The organism is Streptomyces sp. NPDC057617 (assembly GCF_042800555.1).
In the GTDB taxonomy this organism is placed as follows: Bacteria; Actinomycetota; Actinomycetes; order Streptomycetales; family Streptomycetaceae; genus Streptomyces.
Genome location: NZ_JBHVGV010000006.1, coordinates 51,001 through 64,022 on the forward strand (window position 1 = coordinate 51,001; position 13,022 = coordinate 64,022).

The following is a 13,022-nucleotide window of genomic DNA, read 5'->3' on the forward strand; positions in this document are numbered from 1 at the left end:
CCGGGCCCTCAGGCCACGCCGGACCCTCGGGCCACCGCGAACCCTCAGACCTCCCGCGTCCCCTCGTACATCTCCTCGATCAGGTCCTTGTACTCCCGCTCCACCACCGGCCGCTTGAGCTTCAGGCTCGGGGTCAGCTCGCCGTGCTCGACGTCCAGATCGCGCGGCAGCAGCCGGAACTTCTTGATGGTCTGCCAGCGCTGGAGCCCCGCGTTGAGCCGCCGCACATAACCGTCGATGAGCTGCCGCACCTCCGCGGAGGCGACCACATCGGCGTACGGCCTGCCGCCCATGCCGTTCTCCGCCGCCCAGCCGAGGATCGTCGGCTCGTCGAGCGCGATCAGCGCCGTACAGAAGTTGCGGTCCGCGCCGTGCACCAGGATGTTGGAGACGAACGGGCACACCGCCTTGAACTGCCCCTCGACCTCCGCCGGCGCGATGTACTTGCCGCCCGACGTCTTGATCAGGTCCTTCTTGCGGTCGGTGATCCGCAGATAGCCGTCGGGGGACAGCTCACCGATGTCGCCGGTGTGGAACCAGCCGTCGGGCTCCAGCACTTCGGCGGTCTTCTCGGGCAGTCCGTGGTATCCGGCCATGATCCCCGGGCTGCGCAGCAGGATCTCGCCGTCGTCCGCGATCCGTACCTCGGTGCCGGGCAGCGGCTTGCCGACCGTGCCGGTACGGTACGCCTCCCCCGGGTTGACGAAGCTGGCGGCGCTGGACTCGGTCAGTCCGTACCCCTCCAGGATGTGGATGCCCGCGCCCGAGAAGAAGTAGCCGATGTCGGGCGCCAGCGCGGCGGAACCGGAGATCGCGGCGCGCAGCCGCCCGCCGAACGCCTCGCGCAGCTTGGCGTAGACGAGCGCGTCGGCGACCCTGTGCTGCGCGTTGAGGGCGAACGGTACGGACGCGGTGCCCGTACGGCGGAAGTTGTCCTGGCCGGTCCTGGCGTACTCGCGGGCGATCCCGGCGGCCCATTTGAAGATCCGGTACTTGGCGGGGCCGCCGGCCCGCGCCTTGGCCGCGACCCCGTTGTAGACCTTCTCGAAGATGCGCGGCACGGCGGCCATATAGGTCGGCTGGACGACCGGCAGATTCTCGATGATCCTGTCGACACGGCCGTCCACGGCGGTGATGTGCCCGACCTCGATATGCCCCGAGGTCAGCACCTTGCCGAAGACATGGGCGAGCGGCAGCCACAGATACTGCACGTCGTCCTTGCTGAGCAGGTTGGTGGCGGCGATGGCCTTGGCCATGTACGACCAACTGTCGTGGGCCAGCCGTACACCCTTGGGGCGGCCGGTGGTCCCCGAGGTGTAGATCAGAGTGGCGAGCTGGGTGGCGGTGATGGCGCCGACCCGCTCCTTGACCGCTTCCGGGTGGGTGAGCAGATACTCGGTGCCGCGCGCCTCCAGGTCGGCCAGGGAGAGCACCCAGCCGTCCGGGTCGCCCTCGGCCGGCAGCGCGTCGGCGGTGTCGATCACTACGACATGGGCGAGACGTGGCAGTTCGGCCCGGCGCTCACGGGCCTTGGCGAGCTGGGCGGCGTCCTCCGCGATCAGGACCCGGCTGTCGGAGTCGGCGAGGATGTACGCGGACTCCTCGGTGTTGGTCGAGGGGTAGACCGTGGTGGTCGCGGCGCCCGCGCACATCACCCCGAGGTCGGCGAGGATCCATTCGACACGGGTGGCGGCGGCGAGCGCGACGCGCTCCTCCGGCTCCACGCCCAGCGCGATCAGACCGGCGGCGATGGCGTACACGCGTTCCGCGGCCTCGCTCCAGCTCAGCGAGCGCCATTCGTCGGGGCCCGGGCCGTGGGTACGGGGGACGGGGTAGCGGTAGGCCTCCGCGTCGGGCGTGGCCGCCACGCGCTCAATGAAGAGGGTCGCCACGGAGGGCGGCCGGTTCTCGATCAAGGTCTGTGTGTCGCTCACGACATCCTCCGGGCCCGCGGCTGCGCTGCGTGACTGAACTGAACCGTCCGGCTGAACCATGGCCGCCGGGTGACTGCCGGGTAACTAACCGGCGGGTAACTACGGCTCAGTGATCAGACTAGAGGGGACCAGGCCGGTACGTAAGAGGCCGTACGCCGCCGCTTGAAAAGCGACGGGGAGCCGGGCGATGAGCGGGGGGTCCTCACACCGCGGTGTGAGGACCCCCCGCTCAGCCCGCCGCTCATCGCCCGGCGGGCGCCACTGCTACTTCTTCGCCTTGCCTACTTCTTCGCCTTGCCGCTACTTCTTCGCCTTGCCGCCGGACTCGTCGCTGGACAGCACCGCGATGAAGGCCTCCTGCGGGACCTCCACACTGCCGACCATCTTCATCCGCTTCTTGCCTTCCTTCTGCTTCTCCAGCAGCTTCCGCTTCCGGGAGATGTCGCCGCCGTAGCACTTGGCGAGGACGTCCTTGCGGATGGCGCGGATCGTCTCGCGGGCGATCACCCGGGAGCCGATGGCGGCCTGGATGGGGACCTCGAAGGCCTGGCGCGGGATCAGCTCGCGCAGCTTGGCGACGAGCCGCACGCCGTACGCGTACGCCTGGTCCCGGTGGGTGATCGCCGAGAAGGCGTCGACCTTGTCGCCGTGCAGCAGGATGTCGACCTTGACGAGGTGGGCGGTCTGCTCGCCGGTGGGCTCGTAGTCGAGCGAGGCATAGCCCCGGGTCTTTGACTTGAGCTGGTCGAAGAAGTCGAAGACGATCTCGGCGAGCGGCAGGGTGTAGCGGATCTCGACCCGGTCCTCGGAGAGATAGTCCATGCCCAGCAGCGTGCCGCGGCGGGTCTGGCACAGCTCCATGATCGAGCCGATGAACTCGCTGGGCGCGAGGATCGTGGCCCGTACGACCGGTTCATGCACCGAGTCAATTTTTCCCTCGGGGAATTCACTCGGGTTGGTGACCGTGTGCTCCTTCCCGTCCTCCATCAGTACGCGGTAGACGACGTTGGGGGCGGTCGCGATCAGATCGAGGCCGAACTCGCGCTCCAGCCGCTCCCTGATCACATCGAGGTGCAGCAGCCCGAGGAAGCCGACGCGGAAGCCGAAGCCGAGGGCCGCGGAGGTCTCGGGCTCGTAGACCAGCGCCGCGTCATTGAGCTGGAGCTTGTCGAGGGCGTCGCGCAGCTCGGGGTAGTCCGAGCCGTCCAGCGGATAGAGGCCGGAGAACACCATCGGCTTGGGGTCCTTGTAGCCGCCGAGCGCCTCGGTGGCCCCATGGGTGAGCGTGGTGATCGTGTCGCCGACCTTGGACTGGCGTACGTCCTTCACACCGGTGATCAGATAGCCGACCTCGCCGACGCCGAGGCCGTCCGCCGGGAGCATCTCCGGGGAGTTCGTACCGATCTCCAGCAGCTCGTGCGTGGCCCCGGTGGACATCATCCGGATCCGCTCGCGCTTGTTGAGCTGGCCGTCGATGACTCGTACGTACGTCACAACGCCGCGGTACGAGTCGTAGACCGAGTCGAAGATCATCGCGCGGGCGGGCGCGTCCGCGACCCCGACCGGCGCCGGGACATCCGCGACCACCCGGTCGAGCAGGGCGTCCACACCGACACCGGTCTTCGCCGAGACCTTGAGGACGTCCTCGGGGCCGCAGCCGATGAGGTTCGCCAGCTCCTCGGAGAACTTCTCCGGCTGCGCGGCCGGCAGATCGATCTTGTTCAGCACCGGGACGATGGTGAGGTCGTTCTCCATCGCCAGATAGAGGTTGGCGAGCGTCTGCGCCTCGATGCCCTGGGCGGCGTCCACCAGGAGGATCGTGCCTTCGCAGGCCGCGAGCGAACGGGACACCTCGTACGTGAAGTCCACATGGCCCGGCGTGTCGATCATGTTGAGGATATGGGTCGTGCCCTGGTCCTCACCCGTGCGGGGGGCCCAGGGCAGCCGGACCGCCTGGGACTTGATCGTGATGCCGCGCTCGCGCTCGATGTCCATGCGGTCGAGATACTGGGCGCGCATCTGCCGCGAGTCGACGACTCCGGTGAGCTGGAGCATCCGGTCGGCGAGCGTCGACTTGCCGTGGTCGATGTGCGCGATGATGCAGAAGTTACGGAGCAGCGCCGGGTCCGTACGGCTCGGCTCGGGCACGTGGGTAGGGGTCGCGGGCACGCGGGGTCCTGATTCTTGAGACGCGCGGCGTCTCGTCTCGGGTGGACGCGGATCGATACGTAGCCTCCATGGTCCCATGGGTACGGGACTGCGCCGGGTTTGGGCGGCTCCGAGGGTGGCTGGTAGCGTGGTGGGCTGTGTCTCGCGCCACCTCGGTTCGGGACGGGTGAGCGGTTCACCGGCTCATCAACGCTAGTGATTCATCAAAGCTGAGAAGGCTGTAAAAAACGTGGCGAACATCAAGTCCCAGATCAAGCGGAACAAGACCAACGAGAAGGCACGCCTGCGCAACAAGGCTGTCAAGTCGTCGCTGAAGACCGCGATCCGCAAGGCCCGTGAGGCCGCTGCCGAGGGTGACGTCGAGAAGGCCACCGTGGCCGCTCGTGAGGCGTCGCGCAAGCTCGACAAGGCCGCTTCGAAGGGTGTCATCCACAAGAACGCCGCCGCCAACAAGAAGTCGGCGCTGGCCGCCAAGGTCGCTTCCCTTCAGGGCTGAGCTGTTCCGCTCCACTTGATTTGACCGCCGGAAGGGACTCAGCGGGCCCTCTCTACCGCTCCTGACCGGCACTCCCGGACTCGTACGCGACTGCGTTCGCCACGCGGGTGCGAGTCCAGTCTTAAAAGACGTCGGGCCCCGGTGCCGTCCTTCCCCAGGACGGCACCGGGGCCTTCGTCATGCGCGTATGTACGGCTGTACGGCGTGCGCTACGGCGGTGTACGGGGGCCCGGTCGGCGGTGGTCAGGCGGTGGTCAGTTTCCGCGGCCGGAGCGGGCGGCGCGGGCGATCGCGACGACCGCCTTCTCCAGTGCGTACTCCGGATCGTCGCCGCCGCCCTTGACCCCGGCGTCGGCCTCGGCGACCGCCCGCAGCGCGACGGCCACTCCGTCCGGGGTCCAGCCGCGCATCTGCTGGCGCACCCGGTCGATCTTCCAGGGCGGCATCCCCAGCTCACGGGCGAGATCCGCGGGCCTGCCGCCACGCGCCGACGACAGCTTGCCGATGGCCCGCACGCCCTGGGCGAGGGCGCTGGTGATCAGTACGGGCGCGACTCCCGTCGACAGCGACCAGCGCAGCGCTTCGAGCGCGTCGGCCGCCCTGCCCTCGACCGCCCGGTCGGCGACGGTGAAGCTCGACGCCTCGGCTCGGCCCGTGTAGTACCGCCCGACGACCGCCTCGTCGATCGTGCCCTCGACATCGGCGGCGAGCTGGGAGACGGCGCTCGCCAGCTCGCGCAGATCGCTGCCGATCGAGTCGACCAGCGCCTGGCAGGCCTCGGGGGTGGCCGAGCGGCCCAGCGCGCGGAACTCGGACCGTACGAAGGTGAGCCGCTCGGCGGGCTTGGTCGTCCTGGGGCAGGCCACCTCGCGGGCCCCCGCCTTGCGCGCGGCGTCCAGCAGCGCCTTGCCCTTGGCGCCTCCCGCGTGCAGCAGGACGAGCGTGATCTCCTCGGCCGGGGCGTCGAGATAGGCCTTGACGTCCTTGACCGTGTCGGCGGAGAGGTCCTGCGCGTTCCGTACGACGACGACCTTGCGCTCGGCGAACAGCGACGGGCTGGTCAGCTCGGCGAGGGTGCCGGGCTGGAGCTGGTCCGAGGCGAGGTCGCGGACGTCCGTGTCGGCGTCGGCGGCGCGGGCCGCCGCCACGACCTGCTGCACGGCGCGGTCGAGCAGCAGGTCCTCCTGGCCCACGGCGAGCGTGACCGGGGCGAGGAGATCGTCGGGGGAAGACTTTCTGGTGGCCATCGCGGTCCAGCATCGCACGCACTACTGACAGCGCCGACAGCGCCGGCCGTCGGCCCGAGGGACGAACTCACGCGCGGGCGCCGGTCGGACGGCCCGGGTCGGGCGCCGTCGCCCGGTCGCTCGGCGCCGGCCGGGGCTGCCCGGGGTGGCCAGGTCGCTCGGTGCGGTCGCTGGGTCGGGTCGCTGGGTCGGCCGGGTCACTCGGTCGCTCGGCGCGAGCCGCTGCCGGTCCCCGCCTCAGTACGCTTCCCGCCAGCCGTCCCAGTCCGCCACGAACGCGTCCAGCGCCGCGCCGTCCATCTGCGCCTCCGGGTCCTCCACGACCACCAGCCACTGGGCGTCCTCGGCGTCGTCCTCGCCGGCCAGGGCGTCCCGTATCACCCGCGGTTCGTCGTCGACCCCGAACCGCTCCCCCAGCGCCTGCGCCACTTCCTCCGCGGCCTCGCGGTCGGGCAGGACCAGTACATGTCTCACATCGCTCACGGCCGTATTGTCCCAGCCGGTCGTACCGGCCTGTCGTCCCGGCCGGACGGGCCGGAAGGGTCCGCCGGGGCGGTGGTCAGCCCTTGGGAACGATCTGGATATCCATCTCGATCTTGATGCTGGACCCCACGACCGCGATGCCCCGCGCGAGCATCGACTGCCAGTTGACGGTGTAGTCCTCGCGGTGCAGTTCGGTGGTGGCGCGGACGGCCGCGCGGGTCTCGCCCTCCATTCCATTGCCTATGCCCAGGTACTGGGTCTCGAGGGTGATGGTCCGGGTCACCCCGTGCAGGGTGAGCGCCCCGGTGATCCCCCAGTTGTTGCCGCCCCGGTGGACGAAGCGGTCGCTGTAGAACTCCAGCGTCGGGTAGTTGGCCACATCGAGGAAGTCGGCCGACCGCAGATGGTCGTCACGCATCTGCACACTGGTGTCGATGGACGCGGCACCGATGACCACATGCATCGCCGACTCGTCCATCGTCTCGCCGATCCTGATCGCCCCGGCGAAGTTGTCGAACCGCCCATGGACTCGGGCGAGTCCGATGTGGCGGGCGATGAAACCGATCCGGGAATGGGCCGGTTCGATCTCCCACTCGCCTGGGGCCGGCAGCGGAAGCGAGGGCGCCACCTGAAGGGTGATGTCCCCCAGGCCCGAGGAGTCGCCGCCGTCGGTGACCCACGCGTTGCCCCGGTACGGGGTGAAGCTTTCGGCCGAGATGGCCACCCGGTACTCCCCGAAGGGAACCATCGCCACGATCATGCCGAACGGATCGGTCTCCCCGCTCACGATCTTGCGGCCGTTGCTGTCGCTCACCGTGAACTCGGCCCGTACGACAGGCTCATTGACCGGGTCGAGGACCCGGCAGGTCAGCAGTCCGGCGCCGGGCGGCACGGACAGTCCCGCGAGCGGGTGGTTTCTCTGCTGCGTGGCCGTCCGTCGGCCGAGAAGGCGGCTCATCATGCTGTACGTACCCCTGTGCGATCGTGCTCTGCGGGGCCGCGCACGGCCGGACATCCTTGTCGGGGCGGCGACCCATGACGAGTAGGCATTCGACCACCCGTGCCCCGTTCGAGGCAAACGTACGGACAGATAGCGAACTCAGGTACTACACACCGCCGACGGAAGATTGCCGGAAGCCCCCGCCCCGGGCGGCCCCCGCGCCATATGCCCCGCGCTCCCGGCCCGAGCGGCCTCAGGACCGGCCCGCCCCCTGGGCACCGCGCGCAGCCCCGCGCCCGCTCCCACCACCGCGATCGCCCCGTCCGTGTCCGTCCGCAGCACCGCCGCTCCCGCGGTACGCAGCGCCGCGACCGTACGGGGTGACGGATGGCCGTACGGGTTGTCCCGGCCGGCCGAGATCAGCGCGAGCCGGGGCCGGACCGCGCGGAGCAGTCCCGGATCCTGGAACGGCGAACCATGGTGGGCCACTTTGAGCACATCCACCGGCGGCAGCACCGGCCAGTCGCTCAACAGGCCTTGCTGGGCGGGCGGTTCGAGATCGCCGAGCAACAACAGGGCGGGCCCCCGGTCGATCCCTACGAACAAAGTGACACTGGAATCGTTCGGCTCCCCGCCCGCCGGACCTGGCCCGTCCCGGGGCCACAGCACCCGCCAGGTGAGCGGCCCGGTCCGCCGCCGCTCCCCCGGCTCCGCACGGACGACGGGCACCCCCGCCCCGGCGGCGGTCCTCCGTACGAACGCGGCCTGCTCCGGCGGCTCTTCGGAGGTCGTCGTCTGGATCGCGCCGACCGCCCTGCCCCGCAGCACCCCCGGCAGCCCGGCGACATGGTCGGCGTGGAAGTGGGTGAGGAGCAGCAGCGGAACGCGTGTGACCCCGAGATCCCGCAGACACCGGTCGGCCGGCCCGGGTTCGGGACCGGTGTCCACCACCACCGCCGTCCCCTCCCCCGCCGCGAGCACCGCCATGTCGCCCTGCCCCACATCGCACATCGCGAACGCCCAGCCCGGCGGCGGCCAGCCGGTGACGATCCGGGAGAACGGCGGCGGCCGCAGGACCGCGAGCAGCAGGAACACCGCACAGGCCGCGGCCGTCCAGGGATGGCGCGGGATCCGTCGTACGGCGAACACGACCAGGACCGTCAGCGCGGCCAGCAGCAGCCCGCCCCGCCAGCCGCCCGGCCAGTTGATCCCGGCGCCGGGCAGGGCCGCGCCACCCCGGGCGACGGACGCGATCCAGCCCGCGGGCCAGCCGCCGCACCGGGCCAGCGCCTCCGCCACGGGCATCGTGACCGGCGCCATGGCGAGGGCAGCGAACCCGAGAACCGTGGCCGGGGCGACGGCCAGTTCGGCCAGGAGATTGCAGGGGATCGCCACCAGACTGACCCGCGCCGCGAACACGGCCACCACCGGCGCGCACACCGCCTGCGCCGCCCCCGCGGCGGCCAGCGCCTCCGCGAGCCGGGCCGGCACCCCGCGCCGCCGCAGCGCGTCGGCCCACCGCGGCCCGATGACGAGCAGGGAGCCGGTGGCCAGTACGGAGAGGAGGAAGCCGTAACTACGGGCCAGCGGCGGGTCGTACAGCACCAGCAGCAGGACCGCGGCGGCCAGCGCCGGAATGAGTGTCCTGCGCCGGCCCGTGCCGATGGCCAGCAGAGTGATCAGCCCGCAGGCGGCAGCCCGCAGCACACTGGGCTCCGGCCGGCAGACGACCACAAAGGCGAGTGTCAGCGCCCCGCCGCCCAGCGCGGTCCACCGCAGCGGGATCCGCAGCCGCGGAGCGAGCCCGCGCCGCTCCGCCCTCATGGCCAGCCCCGGTGGCCCGATCAGCAGGGCGAGGACAATGGTCAGATTGCTTCCGGAGACGGCCAGCAGATGCGTGAGATCGGTCGCCGTAAAGGCCTCGTGCAGCTCGGGGGTCACCCGGGAGGTGTCGCCGACGACCAGTCCCGGCAGCAGCGCCCGGGCGTCCGGCGCGAGCTTGTCGGTCGCCTCGCGCAGCCCGGCGCGGAGGTCTCCGGCCATGCGCTGGAGGCGAGTTGGCTGCCCGGTGACGCGCGGTGGCCCTTTCCCTTCCACCCGCAGGGCCGCCGCATAGGGGTCGTTGTCGTGCAGCGGGGGCGAGAGCCGCCCGGTCAGCCGCAGCCGGGTGGAGGGCAGCAGCCGCTGCCACCGGCCGGCGTGCTCACCGGGCGCCGCGATCACCAGGACGGGCGTCCGGCCCTTGGTGGTCTTCCCGCCCGGTCCCGTCACCCGGGTGAGATCCGCGTCGAGAACAAACCCTCCGCCGGTCATCCGGTCGCCGAAAACCCTGGGGCGGGTGGGCCGGGGATCGGAGGTGACCGTCAACTCCACCGTGACACGGGCATACCGCTCGGCGAGTCCGGGCACGGGTCCCCGGTACGTGTCCGCGGTGTGCAGCCCGGCGGACGCCGCTCCGGCAGCCGCGCACAGCAGCGCGCCCGCGACGGCGACGCCGCCCAGCGGCCGCCGCCGCCCGGCGCCGCACCAGGCGAGCAGCAGCCCCGCCACCGCCAGACACACCAGCACCCCGACAGCCGTCCACCGCCCCGGAACGCCCATCGCGAGGGCCGCCGCGCCCCAGGCCGCCAGCGCGAGCGGAACCAGCCGAAGGTCGGCCGGACCCTCCTCCCAGCGCGGCTCGGCAGGGTCCGCGTGGTGGCCGGCCGCCCCGTTGACCATGGGGCGCGTCATGGCCGTACGAGCGGCTGGAGGTCCGCGAACCTGCGCGCGCCGATGCCATTGACCTCGCGGAGTTCCTCGATGGACCGGAATCCGCCGTGCTCGGTGCGGTAGTCGATGATGTGCCTGGCGAGTACGGGTCCCACGCCGGGAAGGGTGTCGAGCTGCTCCACCGTGGCGGAGTTGAGACTCACCGGCGTGGCGGGCCCCGCCGCGGGGCCGCCGCCCATACCGGTGCCAGGACCGGCGGCGGTGCCAACTCCCGTGAGGCCCGCGCCCGGTGGGGCCGGGCCGCCCACCACGACCTGTTCGCCGTCCATCAGCACCCGCGCCCGGTTGAGCCCGGTGATGTCCGCGCCGGGCTTCACGCCCCCGGCCGCGCGCAGCGCGTCGGCGACCCGCGAGCCGGTCGGCAGCCGCAGCACCCCCGGCTTCCGTACCTTGCCCCCGACATCGACGACGACCCGGCCGCGCTCCACCGAGGGTGACGAACGGGGTGGCATCCGTGGTACCGCGGCCCCCGCGCCGACCGCCTCCGGCACCTCGACGGACTGGGGACGCCCGGTCCAGAAATGCTGAGCGGCGAGGATCGCGGCCACCACCAGGACCACCGCGAGCGCGGCCAGCGTCCTGGGTTCGAGGCCGCATCTGAGCTGGATCCACAGCGGCAGCCGCTCCCGCAGCGCGGGCCCTACCCGCGCCCGCCCGCGTGCCCCCTGGCCTGCCCCGCCGTCGTCCCCACCACCTCCGCCTCCGGGAAATGCCGGCGGATCGACCGCCGTCACCACCGGCACCCGCACACGGGCGAAAAGAGCGTCCGCGCGGCGGCGCGGATCCGGCGGGGGCGGGGCCGTACCGTCCACGCGCCCGGCATGCGGCGGAGCCGCACGGGTTCGGACCCGGGCCCGGCCATGACGGGCGCGGAGATCGGAGCCCGGGGCACGACCCGGGCCACTGGTTACAGAGCGTGTTCGGAGAGTCATGCCACAGACGGTAGGCACATCCGTCCGGCCCCGCTGAGCGGGCCGCATTTCCGTGGACAACAAGCGGATTGTGGAAAACCCACTCACCCGTACGAGCGACCAGCACCCGCACAACACCCCGGCCGGAGCCCGGCCAAAACCCCCGCCCCCCGGGCCGACGCCCAGAACCCCGGCCCACGCCCGTCCCGCCCTCAGCGCGGGGAGATCACCGCTCCCAGCAGCCCCGGTCCTGTGTGCGCTCCGATCACCGCGCCCACCTCGCTCACATGCAGATCCACCAGCCCCGGCACCCGCTCGCGCAGCCGCTCGGCGAGCGTCATGGCGCGTTCCGGCGCGGCGAGATGGTGTACGGCGATGTCCACCCGGCTCGTGCCCGCCCGCTCCGCGACGATCTCCTCCAGCCGCGCGATCGCCTTCGAGGCCGTCCGTACCTTCTCCAGCAGTTCGATCCGCCCGCCGTCCAGTTGCAGCAGCGGCTTTACCGCGAGTGCCGAGCCCAACAGCGCCTGGGCGGCGCCGATCCGGCCTCCCCGGCGCAGATAGTCGAGCGTGTCGACATAGAAGTACGCCGAGGTGCCCGCGGCCCGCTTCTCGGCCGCGGCCACCGCCTCGTCCAGCGTGCCGTCGCCCTCCGCGGCCTCGGCGGCGGCCAGCGCGCAGAACCCGAGGGCCATCGCCACCATCCCGGTGTCCACCACCCTGACCGGCACGGGCGCCTCCTTCGCCGCGAGCACGGCGGCGTCGTACGTCCCGGAGAACTCGGCCGAAAGATGGAGGGAAACGATCCCGGTCGCCCCGGCCTCCGCCGCCGCACGATAGGCCGCCGCGAAGACATCGGGGCTGGGCCGCGAGGTGGTGACGGACCGCCGTTTCTGGAGCGCCAGGGCCACCGAGCGCGCCGAGATCTCGGTGCCCTCCTCCAGGGCGCGGTCACCGAGCACCACGGTCAGCGGCACCGCGGTGATGCCGTGCCGCTCCATCGTCTGTGGCGGCAAGTAGGCCGTGGAATCGGTGACGATAGCGACATGGCGGGACATGAGCGGGAGGTTACCCGTCGTCGCCCCCGGTCGGCAGCCCGGGCCCGGCTCAATGATCAATTCCGACCGGCCCCCGATCCAGTCCGGTCAGTTCGTGGCCTCGGGCCTGGCCTGTCCGGTCCGCTTCTGCCAGGGGTACACAAACCGCTGCCCTGGATCGGCCGGCTTCGGCGGCTCTATGGCCTGCGTCGGCTCCTGCACCGGCGGAGCCGGAGCGGACTCCGGGGCAGGCACCCCGGCACCCGGCTGAGCCCCCGCCTGCGGCCCACCGGACCCGGCAGAACCCACAGCCCCAGCACCCCCCGCGCCCGACGCCGGGTCAGCCACCGAATCAGGACCCGGACCGGGACCCGGGTCAGCCGTCGACCAGTGCCGCAGCGCGCCCGACTCCATGTCGATCTGTTCGCTCAGCGACGCAAGATCGTCCTCCGCGAACTTCCGCGCCCTGTCCCGCGCCGCCCAGCGCAGCGAGTCCGCCGAATGCGTGATCCGCTCCAGGCGCTCACGCAGCTCGGGCAGCCGCTCGGCCACCCTCGCCCGGTCCGGGTCCCGTTCGAGCTGGCGCAGTTCGTCGTCCAGCTCCCGGGCGTGCGCGCTCAGCCGCTGGAAGAGCGCGACCGACTCCGACAGCGAGGCGTCCTCCGCGACGCCCGCCTGGAGCGCCTCGTGCGTCGCCCGTATCGACGTGCGCAGCTTCACCCTGAGCTGGGCCAGCTCACCGGCCACACCCGTCTGCCCGATGCTTCTCGCCCGTAGCGTGGTCTCCTCGACCGTGCGGCGCGCCTGCGAGATCGTACGGTCGACGCGGCGCTTGGCGGCGCCCACCGCCTTGACGCTCACATACACCCCGAGCGATACGAAGGCGACGAAGAGCAGCGCCAGGATCAAGATTGCGACCTCCATGAGCGCCCCTTCGTCGTCGGTCCCGTCGTAGGTCCCGCTCCGTCCGTTCCCACTCCCTCCACGGTAAACGGAACAGGCAGGTTAAGGGTTCCTGTCGAGAACCCTTGAC

The 13,022-nt window shown here is 71.5% G+C and carries 10 protein-coding genes; 1 reads left to right on the top strand and 9 read right to left on the bottom strand.

What is annotated here, in order from left to right; genetic code table 11:
* Positions 1–44: 44 nt before the first annotated feature.
* Entirely contained in the window at positions 45–1,934 is a 1,890-nt protein-coding gene (locus ACFU9P_RS16630; protein ID WP_384081136.1) for an AMP-dependent synthetase/ligase, read from the bottom strand.
* A gap of 300 nt (positions 1,935–2,234) precedes the next feature.
* A complete protein-coding gene (lepA, locus tag ACFU9P_RS16635; RefSeq protein ID WP_376386077.1) occupies positions 2,235–4,103 on the bottom strand; it encodes a translation elongation factor 4 in 1,869 nt (622 codons plus the stop codon).
* Positions 4,104–4,332: 229 nt separating this feature from the next.
* On the opposite strand from lepA, the gene rpsT reads away from it, so the two are divergent.
* Positions 4,333–4,599 carry a 30S ribosomal protein S20 gene (gene rpsT, locus ACFU9P_RS16640; protein WP_376386075.1) on the top strand — a complete coding sequence of 89 codons (267 nt, stop codon included), beginning with the start codon at positions 4,333–4,335 and terminating at the stop codon, positions 4,597–4,599.
* A gap of 254 nt (positions 4,600–4,853) precedes the next feature.
* Here rpsT and holA read toward each other — a convergent pair whose 3' ends face one another.
* The 7 genes from holA to ACFU9P_RS16675 all read right to left on the bottom strand — a co-directional run bounded on the left by holA (position 4,854) and on the right by ACFU9P_RS16675 (position 12,913).
* On the bottom strand, positions 4,854–5,846 hold the full coding sequence (gene holA / locus ACFU9P_RS16645) for a DNA polymerase III subunit delta (protein ID WP_384081140.1): 993 nt from the start codon (positions 5,844–5,846) through the stop codon (positions 4,854–4,856).
* A gap of 237 nt (positions 5,847–6,083) precedes the next feature.
* Positions 6,084–6,329 carry a hypothetical protein gene (locus ACFU9P_RS16650; protein WP_384081142.1) on the bottom strand — a complete coding sequence of 82 codons (246 nt, stop codon included), beginning with the start codon at positions 6,327–6,329 and terminating at the stop codon, positions 6,084–6,086.
* A 76-nt stretch (positions 6,330–6,405) separates the two neighbouring features.
* Complete coding sequence (locus ACFU9P_RS16655) at positions 6,406–7,290, bottom strand: YceI family protein (protein WP_384081145.1); 885 nt, start codon at positions 7,288–7,290, stop codon at positions 6,406–6,408.
* A 138-nt stretch (positions 7,291–7,428) separates the two neighbouring features.
* The gene (locus tag ACFU9P_RS16660) at positions 7,429–9,990 is read right to left on the bottom strand and encodes a ComEC/Rec2 family competence protein (RefSeq protein ID WP_384081831.1); all 2,562 of its coding nucleotides are present in this window, start codon (positions 9,988–9,990) and stop codon (positions 7,429–7,431) included.
* A gap of 8 nt (positions 9,991–9,998) precedes the next feature.
* Positions 9,999–10,973: a helix-hairpin-helix domain-containing protein gene (locus ACFU9P_RS16665; protein ID WP_376386066.1), complete on the bottom strand. Its 975-nt coding sequence runs from the start codon at positions 10,971–10,973 to the stop codon at positions 9,999–10,001.
* Between the two features lie 191 nt (positions 10,974–11,164).
* Positions 11,165–12,010 carry a DegV family protein gene (locus ACFU9P_RS16670; protein ID WP_376386064.1) on the bottom strand — a complete coding sequence of 282 codons (846 nt, stop codon included), beginning with the start codon at positions 12,008–12,010 and terminating at the stop codon, positions 11,165–11,167.
* Positions 12,011–12,097: 87 nt separating this feature from the next.
* Positions 12,098–12,913 carry a hypothetical protein gene (locus ACFU9P_RS16675; RefSeq protein WP_384081149.1) on the bottom strand — a complete coding sequence of 272 codons (816 nt, stop codon included), beginning with the start codon at positions 12,911–12,913 and terminating at the stop codon, positions 12,098–12,100.
* Positions 12,914–13,022 lie beyond the last annotated feature (109 nt).

What these genes read in the sequence shown, in the direction of transcription:
- holA (WP_384081140.1), bottom strand. Translation starts at nt 5,846, where the DNA reads ATGGCCACCAGAAAGTCTTCCCCCGACGATCTCCTCGCCCCGGTCACG.
- ACFU9P_RS16655 (WP_384081145.1), bottom strand. Translation starts at nt 7,290, where the DNA reads ATGATGAGCCGCCTTCTCGGCCGACGGACGGCCACGCAGCAGAGAAAC.
- ACFU9P_RS16660 (WP_384081831.1), bottom strand. Translation starts at nt 9,990, where the DNA reads ATGGTCAACGGGGCGGCCGGCCACCACGCGGACCCTGCCGAGCCGCGC.
- ACFU9P_RS16665 (WP_376386066.1), bottom strand. Translation starts at nt 10,973, where the DNA reads ATGACTCTCCGAACACGCTCTGTAACCAGTGGCCCGGGTCGTGCCCCG.
- ACFU9P_RS16670 (WP_376386064.1), bottom strand. Translation starts at nt 12,010, where the DNA reads ATGTCCCGCCATGTCGCTATCGTCACCGATTCCACGGCCTACTTGCCG.
- ACFU9P_RS16675 (WP_384081149.1), bottom strand. Translation starts at nt 12,913, where the DNA reads ATGGAGGTCGCAATCTTGATCCTGGCGCTGCTCTTCGTCGCCTTCGTA.